15 protein-coding genes are annotated in these 24,569 nt (G+C 49.5%); 3 read left to right on the forward strand and 12 right to left on the reverse strand.

All coding sequences use genetic code 11. The features are described 5' to 3' along the window. The first annotated feature begins 36 nt into the window (after positions 1-36). From Hfont_RS14710 to Hfont_RS14720, 3 genes are read left to right on the forward strand one after another with little or no spacing between them, the layout of a single operon-like run. Positions 37-1,527 (forward strand): efflux RND transporter periplasmic adaptor subunit, encoded by a 1,491-nt coding sequence (locus tag Hfont_RS14710; RefSeq protein WP_112993188.1) that lies wholly within the window; start codon positions 37-39, stop codon positions 1,525-1,527. After that, entirely contained in the window at positions 1,524-4,682 is a 3,159-nt protein-coding gene (locus tag Hfont_RS14715; protein WP_112993189.1) for an efflux RND transporter permease subunit, read from the forward strand. Before Hfont_RS14710 ends, Hfont_RS14715 begins: the two co-directional genes overlap by 4 nt. Before the next feature lie 10 nt (positions 4,683-4,692). Continuing rightward, the gene (locus tag Hfont_RS14720) at positions 4,693-5,064 is read left to right on the forward strand and encodes a copper-binding protein (protein WP_112993190.1); all 372 of its coding nucleotides are present in this window, start codon (positions 4,693-4,695) and stop codon (positions 5,062-5,064) included. A 544-nt stretch (positions 5,065-5,608) separates the two neighbouring features. On the opposite strand, the gene Hfont_RS14725 is transcribed toward Hfont_RS14720, so the two are convergent. From Hfont_RS14725 to Hfont_RS14780, 12 genes are all read right to left on the reverse strand, one after another. Then, positions 5,609-8,506, reverse strand: a complete 2,898-nt coding sequence (locus Hfont_RS14725; RefSeq protein WP_112993191.1) for a two-partner secretion domain-containing protein — start codon at positions 8,504-8,506, stop codon at positions 5,609-5,611. 71 nt (positions 8,507-8,577) lie between these two features. After that, positions 8,578-10,260 (reverse strand): ShlB/FhaC/HecB family hemolysin secretion/activation protein, encoded by a 1,683-nt coding sequence (locus Hfont_RS14730; protein WP_112993192.1) that lies wholly within the window; start codon positions 10,258-10,260, stop codon positions 8,578-8,580. A 243-nt stretch (positions 10,261-10,503) separates the two neighbouring features. Continuing rightward, the gene (locus tag Hfont_RS14735) at positions 10,504-11,046 is read right to left on the reverse strand and encodes a response regulator (RefSeq protein ID WP_112993193.1); all 543 of its coding nucleotides are present in this window, start codon (positions 11,044-11,046) and stop codon (positions 10,504-10,506) included. After that, a complete protein-coding gene (nosR, locus tag Hfont_RS14740; protein ID WP_112993194.1) occupies positions 11,043-12,383 on the reverse strand; it encodes a response regulator c-di-GMP phosphodiesterase, NosR family in 1,341 nt (446 codons plus the stop codon). Before nosR ends, Hfont_RS14735 begins: the two co-directional genes overlap by 4 nt. Next, the gene (locus Hfont_RS14745; RefSeq protein WP_112993195.1) at positions 12,383-13,675 is read right to left on the reverse strand and encodes an ATP-binding protein; all 1,293 of its coding nucleotides are present in this window, start codon (positions 13,673-13,675) and stop codon (positions 12,383-12,385) included. Before Hfont_RS14745 ends, nosR begins: the two co-directional genes overlap by 1 nt. A 143-nt stretch (positions 13,676-13,818) precedes the next feature. Continuing rightward, positions 13,819-14,661: an HDOD domain-containing protein gene (locus Hfont_RS14750; RefSeq protein WP_112993196.1), complete on the reverse strand. Its 843-nt coding sequence runs from the start codon at positions 14,659-14,661 to the stop codon at positions 13,819-13,821. Next, the gene (locus tag Hfont_RS14755) at positions 14,658-14,978 is read right to left on the reverse strand and encodes a hypothetical protein (protein ID WP_112993197.1); all 321 of its coding nucleotides are present in this window, start codon (positions 14,976-14,978) and stop codon (positions 14,658-14,660) included. The genes Hfont_RS14750 and Hfont_RS14755 overlap by 4 nt, the downstream gene beginning before the upstream one ends. Before the next feature lie 86 nt (positions 14,979-15,064). Beyond that, positions 15,065-17,299 carry an ATPase, T2SS/T4P/T4SS family gene (locus tag Hfont_RS14760; RefSeq protein WP_112993198.1) on the reverse strand — a complete coding sequence of 745 codons (2,235 nt, stop codon included), beginning with the start codon at positions 17,297-17,299 and terminating at the stop codon, positions 15,065-15,067. Beyond that, entirely contained in the window at positions 17,296-18,549 is a 1,254-nt protein-coding gene (locus tag Hfont_RS14765; RefSeq protein WP_112993199.1) for a sensor histidine kinase, read from the reverse strand. The genes Hfont_RS14760 and Hfont_RS14765 overlap by 4 nt, the downstream gene beginning before the upstream one ends. After that, entirely contained in the window at positions 18,546-19,196 is a 651-nt protein-coding gene (locus tag Hfont_RS14770) for a GTP-binding protein (RefSeq protein WP_112993200.1), read from the reverse strand. The genes Hfont_RS14765 and Hfont_RS14770 overlap by 4 nt, the downstream gene beginning before the upstream one ends. A 2-nt stretch (positions 19,197-19,198) precedes the next feature. Beyond that, positions 19,199-22,849 carry an EAL domain-containing protein gene (locus Hfont_RS14775; RefSeq protein WP_112993201.1) on the reverse strand — a complete coding sequence of 1,217 codons (3,651 nt, stop codon included), beginning with the start codon at positions 22,847-22,849 and terminating at the stop codon, positions 19,199-19,201. Positions 22,850-23,495: 646 nt separating this feature from the next. Continuing rightward, on the reverse strand, positions 23,496-24,200 hold the full coding sequence (locus Hfont_RS14780) for a PAS domain S-box protein (protein ID WP_112993202.1): 705 nt from the start codon (positions 24,198-24,200) through the stop codon (positions 23,496-23,498). Positions 24,201-24,569: the final 369 nt, after the last annotated feature.

A 24,569-nucleotide genomic window follows, 5' to 3' on the forward strand; every position in this document is an offset into this window, starting at 1 on the left:
GCTTCCACATGACATGGCATCTGCAGGAGAAATGAAATGAAATCGAAATTCGCATTGAAAGCGATAGTCTTGGTATTAGCAGGTGCAGGTCTCGTGTTTGTCGGGTATTGGTTCGGCACGCAAAGAAATATGGATGACGCTACATCTGGCACAGCAACTGAGAAAGTTGACGCGAAGACGGGGCGCAAAGTCCTGTATTGGCACGACCCTATGGTTCCGGGAAATAAGTTCGACAAGCCGGGTAAAAGTCCTTTCATGGATATGCAGTTGGTCCCGGTTTATGCGGATGAAGCTTCAGCAGATGGCGGCGTAAAAATTAACCCCACACTGCAACAGAATCTCGGCATCCGATTTGCAACCGTAAGACTCGAAGATGTACGAGATGCATTTGAAATGATCGGCACAACGCAGTTTGATGAGAGTGCATCGGAAGTCGTGCAAAGCCGTGTGACGGGATATATAGACAAACTGTATGCCCGTTCACCCATGCAGCGCATCAAGCGCGGCGAAGCAATTGCTTCTATTTTTGTACCTGACTGGATTGCTCCACAAGAGGAATATCTGGCACTAAAGCGTAGTGGCAATATTGAACTGGCATCCGCTGCTAGACAAAGAATGCGAGCGATGTCCATCCCTGACGGATTGATAAATCAAGCGGACCGTACAGGGCAATCGCAAAAGTATTACACGCTGAGTTCCCCAGTTGCTGGCGTCATCACCGAGTTGTCCGTACGCGATGGCGCGATGGTAACTCCCGGCATGACGATTGCAAAAGTCTCCGGTTTGAACAAGGTGTGGCTGGTAGCAGAAGTGCCCGAAACACTGAGTAATTCAGTCCACTCCGGCATGACGGTGGAGGCCACGTTCTCCGGTGATGCGAATAGAAAATACAGTGGCAAGGTTCGCGAAATCCTGCCGGGTATCAGTACTGCCACACGGACCTTGCAGGCTCGTTTGGAGCTGGATAACCGTGATGGCAGCCTCACGCCAGGCATGCTCATGCGCGTCCGCCTGGATGCCGAGAAGCCAGTTTCGCGCCTTCTGGTTCCGAGTGAAGCCGTGATTGCAAGCGGCAAACAATCCGTCGTTCTGGTCGCTGGCGAAAACAACAGCATGCAACCGGTGGTTGTGACGACTGGCCGGGATACAGGAAACGATACCGAGATTTTGAGTGGATTAAGTGAAGGTCAGAAAGTGGTCGCCTCAGGGCAATTTCTTATTGATTCGGAAGCAAGCCTGAAGTCAGTGTTACCCAAGTTTGCTGGAAAAAGTCAGGCAATGCAGCCGGCAGCGTCTCCTGTTCATCGAGGCATAGGCACCGTAGAGACAATAACGCCCAAAGCATTGACCCTTTCGCACAAGCCGATTCCGGAACTTGAATGGGGTGCGATGACGATGGACTTTAACAAGTCGCGTCCTGAGTTATTCGGCGAGATAAAAGCAGGACAGGAAGTTGAGTTTTCATTCAAGGAAAATGACGACGGCTACCTGCTCGAAAGCGTCACCCCGGTGGGCGGCAAGCAATGATTGCGCAAATTATTCGCTGGTCCATTGCCAACCGATTCTGGGTGCTGCTTGCTGCGGTCGTTATAGCAGGATGGGGTCTATGGTCATTAAACAAAACACCTTTGGACGCATTGCCAGACCTGTCTGATACGCAGGTCATCATCCGCGCCCAGTATCCCGGCAAGGCGCCGCAGATAGTTGAGGACCAAGTCACTTACCCACTGACCACGGCACTGCTGGCCGTCCCGGGTGCGAAGACCGTTCGCGGTTATTCCTTCTTTGGCGACTCGTTTGTTTATGTTCTGTTTGACGATGCCACGGACCAATACTGGGCTCGCTCAAGAGTGTTGGAATACATCAGCCAGGTGCAAAGCCGTTTGCCTCAAGGTGTGCGCGCCGAGCTTGGGCCGGACGGAACGGGTGTGGGTTGGATATTTGAATATGCACTGGTAGATCGCACTGGACAAAATGATCTCAGTCAGTTGCGAACATTGAATGACTGGTTCTTGAAGTTCGAGCTCAAAACCGTTCCAGACGTCGCAGAAGTCGCCAGCATCGGTGGCATGGTGAAGCAGTATCAAGTCGTCCTCGACCCAGACAAGTTGCGTGCATTCGGCATCTCTCATGCAAAGGTGCTGGATGCATTGGCGAAAGCAAATCAGGAGTCCGGTGGGTCGGTGGTTGAGATGGCCGAGACCGAATATATGGTGCGTTCGCACGGGTATTTGCGTTCACTGGAAGACTTCCGCAATGTTCTACTAAACGCAAATGATGCAGGCACGCCGGTATTGCTCGGGGATGTAGCGACGATACGTATAGGCCCCGAAATGCGTCGCGGCATTGCTGAGTTGAATGGGGAAGGAGAAGTCGCTGGTGGCGTTGTTGTCATGCGCTCCGGCAAGAATGCGCTGGAAACCATAGAGGCAGTTAAGGCGAAACTCGCTACTTTGCAAAGCTCGCTTCCCAAAGGTGTGGAAATCGTCACGACCTACGACCGCTCCAAATTGATTACGGCGGCAGTGACCAACCTCCGTGACAAGCTGATTGAAGAGTTTGTCGTGGTGGCACTGGTCTGCGCGATTTTTCTATTTCATTTACGCAGCGCGTTGGTTGCCATCATCTCGCTACCCTTGGGCGTGCTCGCTGCTTTCATCGTGATGCGCTATCAAGGCGTTAACGCTAATCTAATGTCCTTGGGCGGCATCGCGATTGCCGTGGGTGCGATGGTCGATGCGGCGATCGTCATGATTGAAAATGCGCACAAGCATCTGGAAGCCTATTCCCACACGCATCCAAATCAGGAAATCGGTACGCGTGAGCGTTGGGACTTGATTGCAGAGTCGGCCATTGAAGTTGGCCCCGCCTTGTTTTTCTCGTTGCTCATCGTTACCTTGTCCTTCATTCCCGTTTTCGCATTGGAAGCGCAAGAAGGCAAATTGTTTGCACCGCTAGCCTATACAAAAACCTATGCCCTGGCGGCCGCAGCAGGACTGGCGATTACCCTGATTCCTGTATTGATGGGATACATGATTCGCGGACGTATTCCAAGTGAGGCATCGAATCCGATTAATCGCATACTGATACGGGCGTACCGGCCTTGGTTGAACGCAAGTCTGGTGCATCCGAAATGGACGATTGCGATTGCGTTTTTTGCTCTTGCCCTGACAGTGATTCCTCTATCCAAACTTGGTGGCGAATTTTTACCACCTCTGGACGAAGGTGACTTGCTATACATGCCTTCCGCATTGCCCGGATTGTCCGCATCCAAAGCCAGTGAATTGCTGCAGCAGACCGACCGTCTCATCAAAACCGTGCCTGAAGTCGATACGGTATTTGGCAAGGCGGGTCGCGCAGAATCAGCAACCGATCCTGCGCCTTTGGAAATGTTTGAAACCACTATTCAGTTCAAACCGAAAGACCAATGGCGTGCCGGCATGACACCTGCAAAGCTCATTGAAGAGTTGGACCGGGTCGTCAGGGTTCCGGGACTATCGAATGTTTGGGTGCCGCCTATCCGTAATCGTATCGATATGCTTTCAACCGGTATCAAAACTCCGGTTGGAGTCAAGATATCCGGTGCAGACCTCGGACAAATCGACAAAATCGCGACGCAAATCGAAGCTATCGTCAAAAAAGTGCCGGGAGTAACTTCTGCATTGGCCGAGCGCGTAGCTGGCGGACGCTATATCGATATCGATATTGACCGCGCACGAGCAGCGCGATATGGCCTTGCAGTGACGGACGTGCAATCAGTTATATCGTCTGCGATTGGCGGTGAAAACATTGGTGAAGTTGTAGATGGACGCCAACGCTTTCCCATCAATGTTCGCTATCCGCAGGATTACCGTAACTCTGTGCAGACACTGCGTGACTTTCCTATCGTCACAGAGCGAGGAGCACAAGTAAGGCTGGGCGATATTACGACCATCAAAGTAACTGATGGGCCACCGATGATACGCAGCGAGAACGCACGGCTTTCTGGCTGGGTCTATGTCGATGTACGTGGAACCGACTTGCACTCAGCCGTAAAAGCAATGCAGGCGGCAGTGGCAAAAGACGTAAAGCTCCCGTCTGGATATTCAATAGGCTGGTCCGGGCAGTTTGAATACCTGGAGCGAGCCGTTGCCAAGTTGCAAATCGTGATTCCGCTCACGCTGGCCGTCATCCTCATCCTGTTGTACTTGGCGTTTCGCTCAATCTCGGAAGCATTCCTGCTCATGTTGACTGTGCCCTTTGCACTTATCGGCGGCTTCTGGTTTGTGTGGTTGCTCGGGCATGCCGTTTCGGTCGCCACTGCGGTCGGGTTCATTGCACTGGCAGGATTGGCAGCCGAGTTCGGCGTCGTGATGCTGGTGTATCTTCGCAATTCATTGAATCAGCGTTTGCAGGCCGGACTGCCGTTGACCAAGGAGCTTATTGTAGAAGCGATACGAGAAGGAGCTGTATTGCGAGTGCGCCCAAAAGCCATGACAGTAGCTGTTATTTTGGGAGGACTTATACCAATTATGTTCGGCAGCGGTGCCGGCTCTGAAGTAATGCAGCGGATTGCCGCACCGATGGTGGGAGGCATGATTACCGCGCCGTTGTTGTCGCTGTTTGTGATTCCAGCAGCATGGCGTTTGCTTCAAGAACGCAAATTACGTTTGGCAGTTCGAAATAAATCAATTAACTACTAAGGAGTATCAAATGAAAAAGTCGCTTTTAAATCTAATGGCCGTCTGTGGGTTCTCTCTGCTGACTATGACTGCTTACGCTGACCAAAGCAGCAAAGGTATGGACATGACAGGTATGAAGATGGATAACATGCCATCTAAACCAGCAAGTGCAACAGCTTTATCGGATGGTGAAGTTAGAGCCATCGACAAAGAAAACAAAAGCATTACGTTGAAGCATGGACGTATCAAGAGTACGACGGTAGAGATGGGGCCGATGACTATGCCATTTAAAGTGAAAGACAAAGGCCTGCTTGCCGGTGTAAAAGTGGGTGACAAGGTGAAATTTAATGTCGAGAATATAGATGGAATCTCGACCGTTACAACACTGTCTGTTCAGAAATAATTGAAATGAGGGGATTTCGGCTTGCGCATTCACCAGACATTGTTCATGTCAAATTCAAATTGAGAAGTACCAACAACTTCAGGCATCTAATGTTTATTTTTAGTCTTAGATTTTAACGGTGCAGGCACGGGGCAAGATTACAATCCGAATCTGCCGTGCCCTCGCAGCATTCTACAAACCAAGCAGTCTAAGTGGTACTGCCTGAACTTGAATGTTACGTGCGGTATACGTCCCGCAAATTAGTGTGATGAAAAACTATGCACGGGAGATTTTTTCATCACGTGAAAGAGGAATGTTTATTCCGGAAATTTCGACACGCCCGATGTCGTTCGATCAAAATATTCGAATCATTGATCCCGTCAACAATCCCGGGAAGATATTTAGCTAGGATATATCAGGCTAATTAACTTCGAGCAACATAGGCGTTGGCTTAACGTGTCGTCGTATTCCGGGATAGGCACCAATTTAGGAAGTAGATACAGTTTTCAGACTCCCCCCAACTGATCTACTTACGCGGATAGATCAGGAGCCCCTATCTTCCACGTTAATCTGCAATATCTTTTTTGTATTCGTTCTGTTCGCCAAAGGGTAAATTGACACCTTGGTCTTTGACGGTGATATTCAGTCCGGCCAGCATGCTGTCTACGGAAGTGCCCGCAGGCGCCATGGACACATTGGGCACGCCCAGTCCAAATGAAACAAGCGAACTTGCAATATTGTTTCCATTTGAATTTGCAAAATTCATCGAACGAGCATTCGCTATCGCGTTTTGAACCTTTGTGCTGTTACCGCCGTTTTCAAGAGAGGTGCCTGTAGGGGCAGCAGAGTTATCGTTGGCGGCTGGCGGATTGATCGTCAATGTGCCGTTAACGAAAGTGATCGCATAGCCACCTTGCTGATTGGTCGAGTACAGGCCGCCGGGCGTGACGACGTAGCTTCCTTCATTTACCGAGCCTTGCGAATTTCCGCCATAGCTGAGCGTGCCAAGAAGGTTGCCATTAATAGTACTGGAATAGCTCACGCCATTGCCGCCACTGTAAGCCACACCGTCATAAGTTTTGCTTGCGCTATTCGCTGTAACAGTTAGCGCAGTCATGAACGAACGCAGCAATGGCTTCGTGTAGGTATCGTAGATCACCCAGGTGTTGATGAAATCAAGCCCGGAAAAAGCCGAAGCAGTTTTCATCTGTGAGGTGTTCAACCCTGTCATGCCAGCAACGGAGCCATATCCGGCACCGGCAGTTTGACCGGTGCTGTAGCTGTCCCAATAACCGGCGGTGATCGTGCCCCCACTGGCGTTTGATCCGATCAGGCCACCGGTAGTGTTGCCAGTAACCGCGCCGGTGGCATAGGCCTCGGTGATCGTGCTGCCGCTCAGGTTATATCCGAGCAGACCGCCGACGTAATTGCCGCCGTGGACCGTGCCGGTAGTATAGGCTTGGCTGATTGGTGTGCTGATGTTTTGCCCCACCAGCCCGCCTACTCCGGCGCCGCTGGCGTTGACTGCACCGGTGGTATAGGCTTGGCGGATCGTGCTGTTTTGGCTATTCCCCACCAAGCCGCCAACGGCCTCCCTCCCGTTAATTGCACCGGTGGCATAGATTTGGCGGATTGTGCTGTTCTGGCTATCCCCCACCAAGCTGCCGACGCGGCTATTGCCCGTAACACTGCCGCCAAGCAGGCCGATATTGCGCAGCTTGGCACCGTTCACCTGCCCAAACAGGCCGACGCCGTCCTCGCTTGGGCGATTGATGGTCAGGCTGCTGATGGTATGACCCAGTCCGTCGAACGTGCCAGTAAAAGGTGTGGCCGGAACGGCGACGCCGAAGGGGTCGCCAAAGTCGGGGTCAACTGCTGGCTTGCCCACCGGATCGAAACCGGCGCCGCTATTCCAGCCACTGGTAGAACTGGCATCAATATCGGCTCCCAATACGTAGTTTCCGGCAAGGTTGCCCTTAATGCCTTGCAGGCTAACGCCACCTGCATCCCCGGCCGCGCCCAGGTCTGTGATGACCATGTAATTGACAGTGCTGCCATCACTACCCAGCTTGGTGCTGAAGTTGTTACCCGCTGGTAGATTGATCGGTGCGTTGACATTGACCGTGCTGGTGTTGCCAGCAGCCACTGCGGCTTGTCCGTACTCCAGCGCCAGGCTGGCAGTGCCGGACGCATTCATCTCGGTGTTAATGTTGATATTGTTTTGCGCGTTTAACGTCAACTTGTTTGCCGACCAGGTGACGGTGTCGTTGACGTTGACATCCCCGTTGCCGCTGCCAACAGAGATGCTTTGAATGATGACATCAGTGCTGCCCAGATTGGTGGACAACTGCGCGCCGGTGATGTCGCCGCCTGTCGCGGCAATCGTGTAATCGCTTGGATCGATCAGCCAACTGCCGGTCAAGCCTTGTGGTGCCGCAGTCGTGATGCGCGCGCCGTCGCTGACCTTGACATGCGCGGCCGAGGTTTCGATAAACCCGCCGTTGCCGCCATTCGGCGCACTAGCATCCAGCTTGCCGCCGACGCTGACGGTACCGCTTTGCATGTCACCCAACAATTTGATGATGCCGTTATGGTTTTCAATAGTTTGCGCCTGGATCACGCCAGTATTGTTGACCGCGGTCTGCAGTAGATTACCGGCCGCTTGCGCGGTCATCAGCACTTGGCCGCCATCGGCTTGAATCATGCCGCCGTTACTGACCAGCGCATTTAACGCACCTTCATTTATCGCGACATTGAGCAAGCCATCCCCGACGATATCGAGCGTGATTGCATTGCCGGCAGCAAGTACGACGCTGCCCAGCCTTGCATTGATGATGCCTTCATTGGAAACATTCGCTCCCAGCAGCGCGACATAGCCGCCATCGGCATTGATACTGCCTTGATTGAGGACGCTGCCACCCGTGCCGGCAAACTTGTAATTTCCTGCCATGAAGTCGCTATCGGAAATATTCAGCGTCGATGCAACCAAACCACCGACATTGACCGATGCACTTTTACCAAACAGGATGCCATTAGGATTAACCAGAAACACCTTGCCGTTGGCCGTCAGACTACCGAGGATGCTGGACGGATCAGCACCGATCACACGGTTGAGCGCGACTGAGCTGCTGTTGGGCTGTACAAAGCGCACCGCTTCTGTCGCACCAATGTTGAAGCTCTGCCAGTTGAGCACCACGTTCTGACTAGTCTGGTTGACGGTCATGCTGCCATTGCCGTTGGTGACGCTGGCACTGCCGGCGGCCACCACGCCACCGACCGGCATAGCGTAACTAGTCGAGCCGAATGCGATCAGCAACGAGGTCGCCAGCGCTTTCAATGCAAAGCCGCCGCTTACGACACTTTTTCCTGAGCACGCTTGCTTGCCCCCAGTTTTAGTGTTCTCGGAAACTGCCGTGAATATGCCTGTTTTGCTATTCCAGATTGAGCGGTAAATGTGGTTCATGATGGGCTTTCAGTTGTTCTTGAAGACTGATTAAAGTCAATTTACGTTTCGGTCGTTGCCCTGCACTGCGCTCAAAAATATTTTGCGGCCTGTAGCCAGAAGCGCCCGCTTTCGTCCGGTGCCGACGTGGCTGTCTCGTTGCCCAGCTTGCGGGCGTAATATGCTTTCACCACGAAATTGTCGTTGTCCGCCCAATTAATACCGACCCCAACGCCGCTCAAAGTGCGGCGGTTCTCGCCACTGGCCCATGGATTTTTATTCAGCATTGCGGTACCAGTATCGACGAAGCCAATCAACTGCATTTGCCCCCACTGCCGTTCGGACAAACGCGGTAACAGCACCCTAGCCTCAAGATTAAGTACGTAGCCCTGGTCTGCATACGCTTCGCCTGCTGGATAGGCGCGCACGCCATACGCACCACCGAGCTCCATTTTCTCCGACGTATCCAGATTTTTAGCGGCCAGCTGTCCGTTGATTGCGGCATACAGCGAGACGGTGTCCGTCACGCTTTGTAGCCGCATCGCATTGAATCCGAGTTTGTCAAAGTGTCCGTTGCTTTGCACAGTCGAGGCATCGTTCGCCAGTGCTGCTGCACTCTTGATGTCGATTTCGCCAGAGGTCCAAGTGAGTGCATAAGTGCTCAATCCACCGCCACCGAAACCATCGCGACGATCGCCGATCAGGCTGGCCATCACGGTCTGCGCTTTTTTGTCTGCACGCGTCGCAGTGGAATCCACGTTGTCCTGGAAAGTCTTGTCATCGAAATTGATCACTGCATACAGATTGTTGCTGCGTGACCGGATCAGCGGCACGCTGCCGAAGACGCTGGCGATCTGCGCAGAGCCGTTTGCCTGCAAGCTCTCAAATTCTCGCCCCAGACGGTAGCGCATGCTGGCATAGGCGACGCCTGCCTGGGCGCGACCAATCTGCGCCTGATAGGAAGCACGTGCATAGTTCAGCCCTGAGCCGGAACTCAGCACCTGCAATGTAGCGATGTCGCCATGTCCAGTAGGGTTATTAATGTTAACGGTAGCGCCTGCGCGATTGGTACCGGTATAGCGATTACCGGCGTTGTCGACATTGACGTTTCCCGTGACGCGCTGACCTGGAGTGATATCCACAATGAGGTCAGACGCGCCGACCGACGCACCCGGTACCAGCGTCGATTTCACGTTCACACCTGGGAGGTCAGACAAGAGTAGAAGACTCGTTTCAAGCGGGGCAATTGAGACCGCATCGCGGCTGTTCAGGTCGTTCAGCAAACTGTGCGCCAGACTGTCGGAAAGGTTGCTGCTGTTACGTAAACTAATCTTTTCGTATTGGCCTTCCAGCACCGCGATGGTTACGACGCCATTATTTATGTCTTGCGCTGGAAGGTATGCCTGCGCCAGCAAATAACCGTGCTGCCGGTAATAGCGGGCAATCTTCGACGCCATACCTCTCAGTTCATTTAGCGACAATTCGCGGCTTTCGCTGAAGCCCGTCACCTCCACAAGCGTAGCTTCGGTGTACACCTGGGCACCCGTAACTCGCAAGCTGCGGACTAGAATTTTCTGGGTGTCGGAAGCCACAGCGAAAGGTGCTGCGCCCTGCTCGATACTGATTTCTGGATTAGCTTTGGCAGGTGCAGCAGGGGTTTGTGCCCTTTCAATCTGTTGGTTCAGAGAGCCGGCGTTCGGAGGTGTTTGGGCAATAACGACACCGCAAGCTACCAGTCCCAGTGGTAGTACGGCTTTTGATAAGAGCAAATTCACGGATTACTTTCAGAGGGGACCTAGATCGCTTCATGATAAAGTTTTCCCGCGGCAAGTTTCTGAGGAAATCTGAGCAATTCAATAAAAAATTACTCACATGCAAGCTCGAAAACAACGGTAGCATTTGGAATCAGGAACGTTTGAGCCATATGTCGATAACATGGTAAAAATCGTGCCGCGCACCGTGATCTTGGGTTCAAAAACATAAAGTCGGTGCTTCAATTGCATTTCGACCTTACGACGTTAGTCCGTATCACCGTGCAGATATACAGAACCATCCGCTCCCCAGTTGACTTTCGTAATCCCAGGTTCCTGCTCTTCGAGTCGCCGCGCCTCCAGCTCTTGTGGTTCCAATTCACCACGTTTCATTCTTAATTCATCTGCAAGCTGCCGTTCTTCAAGCGCTTTACCTCTGCGCTCTATAGCCAACAGAAAGATTTTTTTTAACTCTTCCTGAGACCATGGTTTAGAAATAAATCTGAATATCTCTGCCTGATTGATTGCTTCCATCACCGTAGAAAATTCCGTTGACGCACTGAGAATCAAACGTACCGCATCTGGCTGTATCGACTTAACTGTTTTGAGAAAATCGATCCCGTTGATACCCGGCATCCAATAATCGGACACGATAATATCGAAGGACACCTCTCCGACTCGCAACAAGGCCTGTTCCGGATCGGAAAAAATCTCTATTCGGAAATCCTTATCCGGAAAAATTTGGCGCAACGTGCGTTGAAGGGCATGCAGTACATTGATTTCGTCATCCAGTACCAATACTCGCCTCATGTTCCTGCTCCTTCTGCTCGCACATAAATCGTCATGATTCCTGCCGAATTCTCAAATTCTAAAATTTGCCGTATCAAACGTTCGTTAAGGACATGGCCTGCGGAAAGAAGGAGAAAACCATCACTGGTTATCAGGTCGCGTGCAATGATCATTCCCGGCTTCAGATTTTTTGCCTGTAGGGAGATTGCCTGTACTTCATCAACAGGTATGTCGTTCTTGGTAATGCTTCTAAAGGCATTCACGACCTCAGGATCATAACGCTTGCCCCGGCTTTCCAAAATTACTGAAACCGCTTCTTCAGAACGCAAAGAGCGTTGGGAAAGCGTTCCTATTTGTAAATTGTGAAAATCGGAAGCAAGAGCGACAATACGCGCCCCCAATGGAATATTAAAGCCGGTCAATTGATCGGGAAATCCGGCACCATCGAAACGCTCCTGATGTGATCGCACGATCCGCGCCGCACCACGTAAATCCTCAAGAGGCATAAGCAACTGTTCACCGCGTACCGGATACTTTCGATACAGGGCAAGATCCTGCCCATTCATGAGCGAAACCGGCATGGCAAGCAATTCGTCTGTAAAACCTATTTTTCCGATGTTGTGGAGCAAGCCAGCGACAAACACTTGTTGAATTTCAATCGCATCCAAATCCATCTTTTTGGCAATGCTATTGGCGAGGTCTGCCACTCTAAGTGAATGGCCCGCGAGCCTCTTACCTCGGACTTCAATAAGATTTGAGAACATCTTGATCGATGTCAAAAAATTCACCCGAAGCTTTTCATTGGAGACAAGCAAGCCATCGTGCGCCTTTTTCAATTCTATGGTGCGCACTTCAACCTTTTTCTCAAGGCTGGCATTGAGAGCGTTCAGCTCTTCGTTTTGTGCACGTGTAAGTTCTTCTAGTCGTCGCCTTTCCTGCTCCAAAGCTTTGCGCTCTAATGCTTGACGTACGATCAGTAGAATTTCATTTTCATCCCACGGCTTTGTAATATAACGATAAATCTCACCGCGATTAATCGCTTGCATGATGGATGAAACATCGGCATAGCCAGTTAATAGCAGGCGCATTGTGTCTGGCCATTTCAATCGAACAGCTTCCAGAAAATGGGCTCCATCCATCTCCGGCATGCGCATATCGGAGATGACGAGATCGACAGACTCTGTTTCAAGTATATTCAAACCAGCATGCCCGCTTTCCGCAATGAGAGTTTGGTATCCCTCTGATCGAAACAGGCGACGCAATGAAGAAAGGATGTTCGGTTCGTCATCAACAAACAAAATGACCGGCGAACGAGTTTCGTCACTCGCGGAAATATGATCTGAAAAAGTTGTTCCCATCACTTCGCCACTTCTCTTACAGTAGCTTGCTGAACTGGCAGTGAAATACGGAAGCATGTGCCTGAACCGAACTCACTTTCTACCTCCATTTGCCCTTGGTGCTTTTGAATGATGCCGTAGGAAAGCGACAATCCAAGGCCGGTTCCACTGCCTACTGGCTTAGTGGTAAAAAACGGATCGAAAATGCGCGGCAAAACTTCCTTGGGAATTCCTGAACCGGTATCCTGAATTTCAATCCATACGTTATCGTTCCTGACGCCTGTACGAATTGTAATTTTCCCTCGCTGCTCTCCACTGATCGCATGAGCCGCATTAACGACCAGATTCATCACCACCTGATTAATTTGAGAAGGAAGACACTCCACCTCCGGAATGTCACCGTATTCCTTGATGACGTCCGCTTTGTACTTCACTTCGTTAGCGACAATATTGAGCGTCGAATCTATTCCATGGTGAAGATCGGCCCATTGCCATTCCTGAGTCACATCGACGTGCGAGAAATCCTTCAGGTCCTGCACAATTTTCCGCACTCGCACAATGCCCTCCTTCGATTCACTTAAAAGCATGGGCATGTCCTCCTTCACATAATCGAGTTCAACCCGTTTGCGCACAGCATCCAAGCTTGCGCGCGCTTCCGGTGAAGTCATGAGTGATTCTGTCCGTTCGTAGGCATCCAGCATTTCAAGCAGATTGGCAATGTATGTTTCCAGCGCTCCGAAATTTGAAAAAATATAGCCAATAGGATTATTGATTTCATGCGCCACTCCAGCAGCAAGCTGGCCAATCGAGGCTAGTTTCTCAGACTGTATCAATTGCTCTTGGGCTGCAGAAAATTTAGCATTTAGTTCTACGAGTTCCGCATTCCGGCTGCGTAATTCAACCTCAACTTTTTTCCAAGTAGTAATGTCATTGATGGAAACAAGTAAATATTTTCCTTCATCCGTTACAAAAAGCGATTTTCGCGTAACCAGTGTATGTGACGCACCATTTGCCCTTGTAACCACTTCCTCGTTCTCATTATCCTTTCCTGTCGAAAACACGAGATCATCCATTTCCCAAAACTGGCGACTTTGTTCGGCAGAAAAAAAATCCTCGTCAGATTTTCCTATAATCTCAGACGCGGGCTTATCAAAATAAGTGCAGGCAAGCTTGTTGACAAAGACAAATCGATGATTCACGTCTTTGACAAACATAGGAACAGGAAGCGAGTTCAGGATATCTCTGTATCCGGTATTGATCACCGAACCAGAACTTAAAGCCTCATTGAAATTTTCAAATAGTGACGTAGTCATTTTAATTTTTAATTAAGAGAGAAAGAAAATCCGTTTTTCCGGATTTTTGCTCAAGCATCGTAGACGCGGCTCATCATCTTTGAATAGAAAAATACATGAATTTTCGGAAACGTCGTCGGTACTTTTAAACCAGCTCTGTTTGATCACGCTGCCAAAATCTGGCACGCCTCTTCGAAATCGGTCTCGGTATCCCGGAATAGGCGTCGCAAGTCAACAGCACGAATATTCAAACTTTTCCAAACATCTTCAGAAATTTCGGGCACAAGGTCATTCTGGCTGTTGGTAAGATCCAAGCCGTGCACGATCGCATTCGCAGCGTGTACGATACTAGGCATTCCACCCATATCAGAAGGTTCAGGATCGTGATGGTTTGAGATCGCTTTTTGCATGAGGGCTGGGAATTTCCAGCTTTCGGCAAGCAGTCTCCCAACCAACGCGTGGTCAACGCCAAGAACTTCCTTCTCTGCTTCGAGCATATGACAATCTTGCGCATCGCGATACTTTGTCGCGGCGCCATACTCCGACGGAAAACGGGTGACGAGCACGAGCCTCCCAATGTCATGCATCAAACCGCAAACAAACGCGTAGTTCTGGTTCTCGTTGACAAGGCGCGCCAGTTGCTTCGAACAAACGGCGACACCAATAGAATGACGCCAGAACGTTTCAAAGTTGAACGTAGGATGCTTGACGGAACGAAAATTCTCCGTCGCACCTGCCGCAACCACGAGGGCCCGAATACTGTCGAATCCCAGAATGGTGATTGCCTGTTGGATGGTCGTCACCTTGCGCGACAACCCGTAAAACGAGGAATTCGCAAGACGCAGGGTTTTTGCTGCCAATGCCTGGTCATGTGAGACTTTTTCTGCCAGCACAGTCAGATTGGCATCTGGCTGCTCAAAACTGGTGAGTAATTCCATGACAATAATGGGCAAGGAAGGAAGATCCCTGACACTTTTGATAATGTCGGTAACCGCGATTAATTTCATTGCGTGTCCCCCAATCGGTACGCCAAAATCTGTTTCGATAATGTTTCAGATATGCCGCCAGTAGCGCATTTCCTGAAGAGGACTGCCATTCTCTTTTCGACACGTTCACGTTCGAATTTTAAATCGGCTTCAGAAATGGCTTCGTTCACCACAATGATTGAATCAATCCCACGACGCGACAGAGATTTAAGCGTCGATTCCGTCAGCGTAGTACCAGCTGGCAAAAGAACGACATCCTTCACATCGAGCACGGGTTCCGACAAAGTCATCCCCGGTTGTGCGTCGTCCAGTTCTATTTCTATCTGTCTGTTAATCATGGCTGTTCTATTTTTAAATAAATTTATTAATTATCATGACGTGCAGTTCTTATCTCCGCACATTCTGCTACTTATTAATTGACCTCTTACTCCGGTCCAAGCACTCGGAATACTTCCTCCAAGCTAGTCAGACCGCTCTGAACCTTGCAATAGGCGTCATCACGCAAAGTTGTGAATCCCTGTTCGCTGGCATATCGTGTCACTTCAGTAATGGCTGCGCTGGATGCGATCAGATGGCGTAGGTGGTCATCTGGCACCAGAACTTCATATAACCCAATACGTCCTTTGTACCCAGTTTGATGGCATACCGAACAACCTGTGCCTTTATATGCTTGCATAGCTTCGCCCGAAAATCGGCCGCCAAGTCGTTGTAATATTTCAGGATTAGGTTCTATCGGAGCACGGCAGCAATCACATATCTGCCGCACTAGGCGCTGCGCAATAATCGCCTCAATCGCCGTGGCAATAACAAAAGGCTTCATGCCCAAATCGGCCAAGCGGGAAAGAGTGGCGATCGATGAATTGGTATGTAGCGTTGAAAATACCTGATGGCCTGTAAGCGCCGCATGGAAAGCAACCTCGGCCGTTTCCAAATCACGAATTTCGCCGACCAGTAATACGTCCGGATCCTGTCTCAGGATGGCGCGAAGAATCAACGGAAAAGTCAGACCGATTTTTTCCCGCACAAGCACTTGACCTGCGGCATCCAGATAGTATTCAACCGGATCTTCGATCGTGATGTAATTCTTGTCCGGTGTAGCACTGCTTTGCAACAGGCTATACAAGGTGGTGGTTTTACCGCTTCCTGTCGGGCCTGTCGCTAAAACAATTCCTTGTGGTTTATCGCTGGCGTGCCGGAGGCGAGCAAGATTTTCCGGCCCGAATCCAAGTGCATCCATTTTTAAGACCGCGGAATTGCGATCGAGAATACGCATCACTATTTTTTCGCCATTGATCGTAGGCAAAGTGGATATACGAAGATCAACTGCCCTGCTAGAGGTCTTGACTGCAAGGCGTCCATCCTGAGGGCGACGGCGCTCAGAAATATCCAATTCAGCCATCACCTTGATGCGTGATACGAGTGATTGATGCATGCTGTGCGGCACCTGCATTTTATCCACGAGAACCCCGTCGATACGCAGGCGAACCATGACGTTCTTTGCTCTAGGCTGGATATGAATATCCGATGCACCGAGACGAATCGCCTCTAACAGAATAGAGTTCACCAAACGTATCGCAGGTGGCTCGTCAGATCCTTGCAGGAGATCTTCCAGAGGCTGCATGCGTTCGTCGTCATCCAGAACGATCTCGATACCCTCGTATGGATCTGAGGATTCGAAATTTGCCTCAAGATCCTCAAGAGAGGCGTCATCCGATTGATGAATTTCTTCGAGCTTATTCTGGATGGCCGCCATTGTCGCTAATACCGGAACCAGTTCCAATCCGGTAATAAACCTCAAGTCATTCAACAAGCCTGCATCCAGTGGATCGGCCATGGCGAGTGTCAGCCGTTTGCCTTCCACCTTGAGCGGAAGGATTAAATGCCGCCGACAGAGATTGGCCGGCACCAACACAGCGACCGCCAAATCAACTGAAAACTCATTCAACGTCACCTGTTGAATCAACAACTCTCTCGTCAGCACATCATGGATGGCGCGCTCCGCAACCCAGCCGCGTTCAACGATCAATTTGATCGTCGCATCCTTCCGTTGCGTCTGCTGCAAAAGCCTCATAAGCTCCTGCACTTGCTGGGTACTTAGTAATCCATGCTTGTGCAGCATGATCGCCAGTTGGCCACGACTGGATGCGCCCAATTCCAGCAATTGCTCGTTCTCCCTCACCACCTTGTCTTGAAGCTCACGCTGTAAGCTGCGATTTTTCTGTTTCAGCTCATATTGTTCAATCCCCAACGCAGCCGTCACACGCAAATCTTCATCATTCCAGGGTTTAAGAATAAATTTGTAAACGGCACCGGTTTTCATTGCAGCAACCACTGCATTGACATCTGCATGTCCAGTCAACATGATGCGAATCATGTCAGGCTGTATCAGCCTGACCTTTTGCAGAAAATCGCCGCCATTCATCGTTGGCATCATGTAATCACTGATGACTAGCTGAAAAGATTCTCCCTCCAGTAAGGTCAATGCTCTTTCTGGAGAATCACAGCAGACTACTTCGTAATTTTCCTGATGAAAGACACGCCTGAGCGCAGAAAGTACATTGATTTCATCGTCAACCAGCAGAATCCTGTATCGAGGTTTTGGCGCGACGGTGTTTCCCGGTGAAGCAGGCTCGCCGGTAAAAAGATGTCCATAATTCACGTTACGAGTCCTTCCTGCGTATCGCTTTTAATTTGGTCTGATAAAGGAAAAATCAACGTGAAGGTGCTACCGCGACCTTCTTCGGATTCAACCTGGATGCGACCTCCATGAGCGAGCGCTATATCACGGCTTACTGTCAAACCGAGACCCGTTCCTTTTCCCACATCACGAGTAGTGAAAAACGGGTCGAAAATTCGGTTCAAAATGTCAGACTGAATACCTACGCCATCATCATTTACCGCAATCCGGATTTCAGCATTGATTGTTTTGCTTGAAACAAGAATCTGGCCGCCCTTTTCAGTCAGCGCCTGCTGAGCGTTCTGAAGTATTGAAAACAACATTTGACTCATCTGGCCCCGGTCTCCTGCGATGCGGTCCAGCGGCTGCAAGTCCAAACTGAGCGAGATAGTTGGAGGCATTTGATCGCCAACGACCGCGGCCACAGTCTGAATAACTTCATTCAGGTCGATAGGGCCATCATCCATGCAATCAATATTGGAGAATGCTTTCAGATTCGCCACGATATGCGCGATGCGATTGGCTCCGCTGATCGATTCCGCTAGCAAACCGGGGAAATCATTGACAACGAAATCGACATCAAGAATCGCCGCACTGCCTTCACGACCGGGATTCTTGATAGCATTGACCAACAGGTCAACATAACCAGATGCGGTAGAAAGATTGCTACGGATAAAACCGATAGGATTGTTGATTTCATGCGCCATACCAGCAGCCAAACTGCCTACCGAAGCCATTTTTTCAGCTTGATAAACTTGACGCTGCGCTTTTTCAATCGCTGCTACTTGTGACTGCACACGTTCATTGAGTTCTGCGGAGAGCTCGCGGTACTGCCTCTCTGATTCCTGAAGCGCCTCATGTTTTTGTTGCAGCATTTCAAAATCCGAATGGATTGCTTCAAGATGCAAATCCGCTGCCATTCGATAGCGTGACGAAGCGGCCAGTACCATTTCCAGCCATTTGCACGCTGTTTCAAGCTGTGTCCGTGAAGCGCCCTGTGCCATTAATTGGCCGACGATTTCTATATCCATGCGCAATGGGACAGCAATCATGTCGGGCGATGCAATCAATTTAGGAGCTGGCCCGATTATGTATGCGCCTTCGGTGTCGACAATATTCCACCGGTTGCCAATCGATTGGGTAAGCGCGCTCTCCAATCGTTCAAGTGAAACTATTTTGAGCGACTGCGCCAGCGGTACCTCTCGATCAAAATGCAAAAATTGATTGATCATGATCCGCCTTTTATCGCTTGCAAATACATGGCGCGTGAAAGCCCGTGGTTTTGTTCCAGCGAGAATTTCGCATCAATATTGTCGTACAGGCTTCCAAGCAAGGTATTAAAGGTATCAAGCACCCCGGCACCCGCCATAGCAGAAGCAAAAAACAGAGGCCAGGTTGCGGCCGCCCAGCGCGTCTTAATTTCTGTCTCATCGAGAATGTCAGGAAGATCTCGTTTGTTGAATTGCACGACCAAAGGCAAGGTCTGTATATCCAACCCTACTCTGCCGATATTTGTTATCAGATTATCAAACGAGGCTGCATTATTTTCTGCCTGATTCCGCTGCGAATCCGCGACAAAGATGACACCGTCGGCACGCGATAGAACAGCCTTGCGCGTGCCGTCATGCGCGACCTGTCCGGGCACGGTGAAAACCTTCATCTTGATGAGTAAACCAGATGGTGCGGTAAAACCGAATGGAAAAAGATCGAAGAAAAGTGTGCGATCACCTTCAGTCTCCAGCGTCATCATGTCACCGATTAGTTCAGGGGCGAGCAGATCATGCAGACGCGTTAGATTAGTTGTTTTTCCAGATAGTGCCGGTCCGTAAAAGACTATCTTTACAGTCAGGCGATTTCGTTGTTCATCCAATTCCGCCATCGCTATGCAAGCCTTTTGAGAATAATGAGGCTGCCGCGTGATTGCGTTCCTTGTCCCATTCTGCGCGCCAAAATCTGGAAAGGAAGGCCATTGATCATGGCATCGTATTGTTCCTCTGTTTTATGTTCAGGTATCGGATGAGAAAACTCCGGAATGATTTGGTTGATTGAATCACCGAGAATCAATCCAACCTTTTCGAAAAGCTCATACGCTGCGCCATTAGCAAAAACTGCTACTTCTTCTTCATCTAGACCAATTATGGGGAGCGGTACGTGTTGCAACGCTTCGCGCACAATATCGAGGCTGACCTCGCGGCGTTGAATTTGCTGCTGTTTGTATTGGAGCGCCTCTTCGAGTTTTCGATTGGCGCTAGCCAATTCCTGATTGGTAGTTCTTACCTGAATATCAAGACGACGATTTTCGTCTGCCATTTCTTTATGTTGGAAAGCTTCCGCGATATGTCCGCGCAGTTGATCATCCTCCCACGGCTTGGTGAGGAACTTGTAAATCGCACCTTCGTTGACTGCATCGGTAACAGATTTCAATTCGGTAAAGCCGGACAAGACTATTCGTACGGTATGTGGATAAAGCGTTTTTACCTTGCGCAAAAATTCGACGCCGGTCATGCCTGGCATACGTTGGTCAGAGACGATGACGTCAACTTCCGTTTGTGCCAACACGTCAAGGCCGGCTTGTCCATCCGCTGCAGTAATGATGTGATAACCATCTTGCCGAAGTAGTCTTTTTAATGAAGAAAGAATACTGGGTTCGTCATCCACCAGCAGCAATTTGCGTGCTGGCTTGTGCAAACGTAAAAGATGCGCCGGCAGACCTGGCGACTCGCGCAAGATTGGCTCCATCTCCTCCGCAGACAGCGCTTTGGAAAACAGGAAGCCCTGAACTTCATCACACATGTTACGGGACAAGAATTCGCATTGCGCTTCTGTTTCGACGCCCTCCGCAAGTACACGCATGCCCAGACTATGCGCCATCGAAATGATGGCATCGGCTATGGCAGCATCATTACTGTTTTGAGGAATATCCTTAATGAAGGAGCGATCGATCTTGAGCACATCTATAGGGAAGCGCTTTAAATAAGCCAGGCTGGAATAACCGGTACCAAAATCGTCGATCGACAATTGCACGCCGATGTCATTGAGTTCTTTTAAACTGCCGATGGCATACTCTACATCCGTCATCACCAAGCTTTCGGTAAGCTCCAAGTCAAGATATCGAGCCTCCAGACCGCTTGACGATAATGTTGTGCGGATCATTTCCACCAAATTGCCTTGCGCAAACTGACGTGCCGACAAATTGACCGCAACGCGCAAATTCTCAATACCTTTCTTTTGCCACGCCTTCATCTGGGCGCACGCAGTCTTCAGCACCCACTCTCCCAACGGAACGATCAGGCCGATATCTTCTGCAGCAGCAATAAAAGAATTCGGTGAAACAAGACCTAACTCGGGATGCTGCCACCGGACCAAGGCCTCCACAGCAACAATTTTTCCTGTGTACAAATCCAGTTGTGGCTGATAGTGCACTACAAACTCAGATCGCTCCAGCGCACTACGCATTGCTGTTTCAAGCTTCAAACGTTCGCGAATGCGTTCATTCAGTTCCGGCGTATAAAATTTGAAATTATTGTTTCCGAGCGCCTTCGCGCCGCTCATTGCCATTTCTGCGTATTGAATCAATTCATTCGGACTAGTGGCATCTGTGGGATAAGTCGCGATACCTATGCTGCAGGTCAGGAACAGTTCATGATGGTCAATAATGATCGCCTCGCCGATTACCGTTCTGATGCGCTGCAAGATGTGACTACAGGTACTATCTTCGAGATCCCTCTGAAGCACGAGCAGGAACTTATCTCCCCCAAGTCGGCCCGCCACACCATCATTCCGGCAAACTATATGCAACCGATCTGCGATTGTTTTCAACGAAGAATTCGCCACTGCAGGTCCGAAACGCTCGCCCACGGAATTGAAGCGATCAATATCAACCACCATGATGACAAGGGATTGCTGATCCAGCTCAGCCTGGGTCATCATTTTTGATAGCTCTGCCGCTATTAGACAGTCATTCGGCAATCCCGTAAGAGCGTCATGCCCGACTAAATGCTCCAGCTCACGTTGAGCTTTGGTATAGAGGCTGATATCGTTGCCTTGAACGAAAATAGCGGTAACCTGTCCTTCTGCGTCAAACATAGGCTGATAGATAAAGTCGACGTATCTAGTCTCAGCTGGTTTATCAAGATATGCTTGAATGACTATCGGTAGATTTTTTCCGATGTAAGGCTCAGCCGTTTCATATACTCGATCCAGTAACTCATAAAATCCTTGTCCCTCCAATTCTGGTAAAGCCTCTCTCACCGACTTGCCAATCAAATTGCGATGACCGACAAGTTCGTCGTAAGATCTATTTGAAATTTCATAGATATGCTGTGGCCCCGTCAGAATGGCAATAAAACTCGGCGTCTGGTCAAACAGGGTACGAAGATGGGCGCGCTCTTCTTCAAGCTGAAGATTCCTGTCTCGCATTATCTGTTCAAGTCGTGACTTTTCTAGACTTTCCTGATTGAACTGCCTAGCCCGCTCGGCCCGAACAACCAACGCTTGCATGTAGGCCGCTGCCAAGAAACTCGCTAATATTCCGCCGAGTAAAGTAAGAAATGAAGCGAGATGATATTTAAAAAAAGGAAGTGGAGTTGATGACACCACTACATTCCATCTAAGACCTGCAATCTCAAAATTCGATCGTCGATCAACCGGTTGCAGAGCAAAAAATTTCGGGAGTACCAGAATGGATGATGTCGCCGAATATTTCGTGTCTTCTGAGCGGAAGATCAGATCGTTTTCATTTTCTGCATCCCCGGAATACACTGCAACGGCATAACCTTCTGCCTTGAGTAAATCTCGTTTTGACAATGCCTGCTCAACCAATCTTTTCGTATCAAACACCGCACTCGTATAGCCTGTGATGAGATTACATCGGGTATTCACGTTTTGTAGGTTAGTATTTGCCCGATATACAGGCGCAAGCATAACGAAGCCACGCATGGTGAGATTTCGGTGAACCAGCACATAGGGCTTGGTTGCTGAAACCAGACCGGTTTGACAAGCGCGCAGTGCGGCTGCATCTTGACTCTGACGGGATGTAGCATCCAAACCAAATGCCGCTTCATTTCCTTGAAATGGTTCTACATACTCAATTACTCGGTAATTTTCCTTCTGTCGAACAGGTATTATCTTTCCGTTAAGCACCTCAGTTATCAAAAAATTGGGGTAGAACTCACGCATTCTCTTCTCAAATAGAGGTCTTTCCTGCTCAGAAATTAGGCGATGGAAAGTGAAGTTTTGGATGTATGCGTTTCTTTCCAACATTGGCTCAACAAATGCACGGAATTGGTCGGGACTAATAGGACCCGCGAGGGTAAAGAGTCGATTCACGGTTGCTAAATTGTCTTCGGCCATTTGGAGGCCGTTTCGCACCGCGGAGATTCTGTTTTCCGCGCGACGCTGAAAATCAAAAGTACTCCGACTGTTTTCCAGATTGGTTATTACCAAGAAAAGTATGATGGTCCCTGTGAATCCAAGAATCAGGGTACCCAATGCTTGTAAAGACAGATTCTTGGAGAAAGGAAAAGGAGACATGTTATTTTTAAAATGAATGAATGAATGGCATCCAGATGAATAACAGTTAATTATTGATATGATATCGTGCGGATTCGATTGGATGACTCCATCTACAAGGTTAACGTATATTTCCACACGGCAATAATTTTTTGGTGAAAATGTCGTAATAGAACCCCATTTACAAATAAATGTTGATTTCTTGCGGAGTTGACGTTATTCGACTACACCTATTGAACAATCGCAAAATTGTCACGCCCTGTTCGTATTTCTACATCTGAGCAGTAGCAAATAAGGACGGCACAAGGTTTATCGTGAAATGTCGTAGAGACGCACTGCCAAGTGATCATTTCTCTTCAACGTTATGACAATCTCGCGAGTATGCGCTCCCAACCTTGCGTCATAATCTGCCTTGGAGAAAGTAACGGATGAAATCAGTCTACAAAGACGGGCACCACCCCTTATATTGTTAGATTCGCTGAAAAAACAAATTCCCGCGAAGGTCATTCATCTGGTTCGCTATGGAATCGTTTACAGGGGATCTAGAATTAGGCATTTTAAAACAGTGCCTTGATCCGACATAGATGCCGAAGAGTAGTGGTGGGTTTTGATATACGAGCACTCGTACCTAGAATGATGGATAACTATGTAGCAAAATTTCTCGTGCTCAGCGGAGAATTTTTGTTTTTTCGTGAAAGCAGTAGCCTATGCTGCGCAAGGTGCTGACAGGAAGCTGATAACTGCACGCCTCGCTGACCTTGCGCCGCAAACGACGCATTTGCGTGTCTAGACGACGTTGATCGTAATCGAGAAAATCTTCCCCCAAAGCTTCTACTATTGCTTTTCGGGTTACGGATTCTCCACCGCTCATTAACGTCAGTAAGACGATATGATCCTGCCGCGAAAGAGAGATGCTCACGCCATCCGGCGCAATCAAACGGCGTGGTGATGCCGATATCTTCCACAACGCTGGCCCATCAGTAAGCAACTCGCGCCCAACCAGTTCATCATGATCGAATTTGCGTTGAGTCACGTCGCGTGCCACACCGATTCTAACTTGATGTTCCTCAGACCAAGTTGCTGACCAACTGATGTAAACCACCTTTCCATCCTTGCGAATGTAACGGTTCTCAAAATAACGCTGCAGGTAACCAGCCATTACGCGGTCTATGGATTGCAGGGTCCTATCCCGGTCATCTGGATGGACCAGATCCAGCATGAATTTACCGGCCATCTCTTCCGGCGTATAACCGAAAATCCGTTCGCACGCGCCACTTACAGATATGCACTTGCCTTGTGAGTCCACCACGCAAATCGCATCCAGCAACAAATCCCCGTAATCGCTTATCGCGGGGCTGCCCTCTTTTCCCATCTATTACTCTTTCAACAAAAAGTGTTCACCGCAGTCTTCGCATGAGGTGTTATGTAGTTGTGTCAGTGTTGCCATGCGCTCCTTCCTTTTTTTGGACGCATTTTGACAGAGATTGACATTAAGCCTAAGAATCATTCGTATTGGGAGCGTCTTAAACTATGAAAGATACAGATCGTTGAAGCGAGTTGATCGCGTTGACCATGGCGGTAACCTGGACGGCATTAACACCATCATCCATGCAAAACCGAGGAGAGATCAAGGTTAAGGAAGCGTCTCTTACTGAATCAACGTCATGAAAAGGTGCCGCGATATATTGAATTCACCTAATAAGCTGGCCGTTTGTCCTACGCACTATTAAGAATTGCAATA

The organism is Herminiimonas fonticola, assembly GCF_003293745.1.
GTDB classification, from domain to species: Bacteria; Pseudomonadota; Gammaproteobacteria; order Burkholderiales; family Burkholderiaceae_D; genus Oxalicibacterium; species Oxalicibacterium fonticola.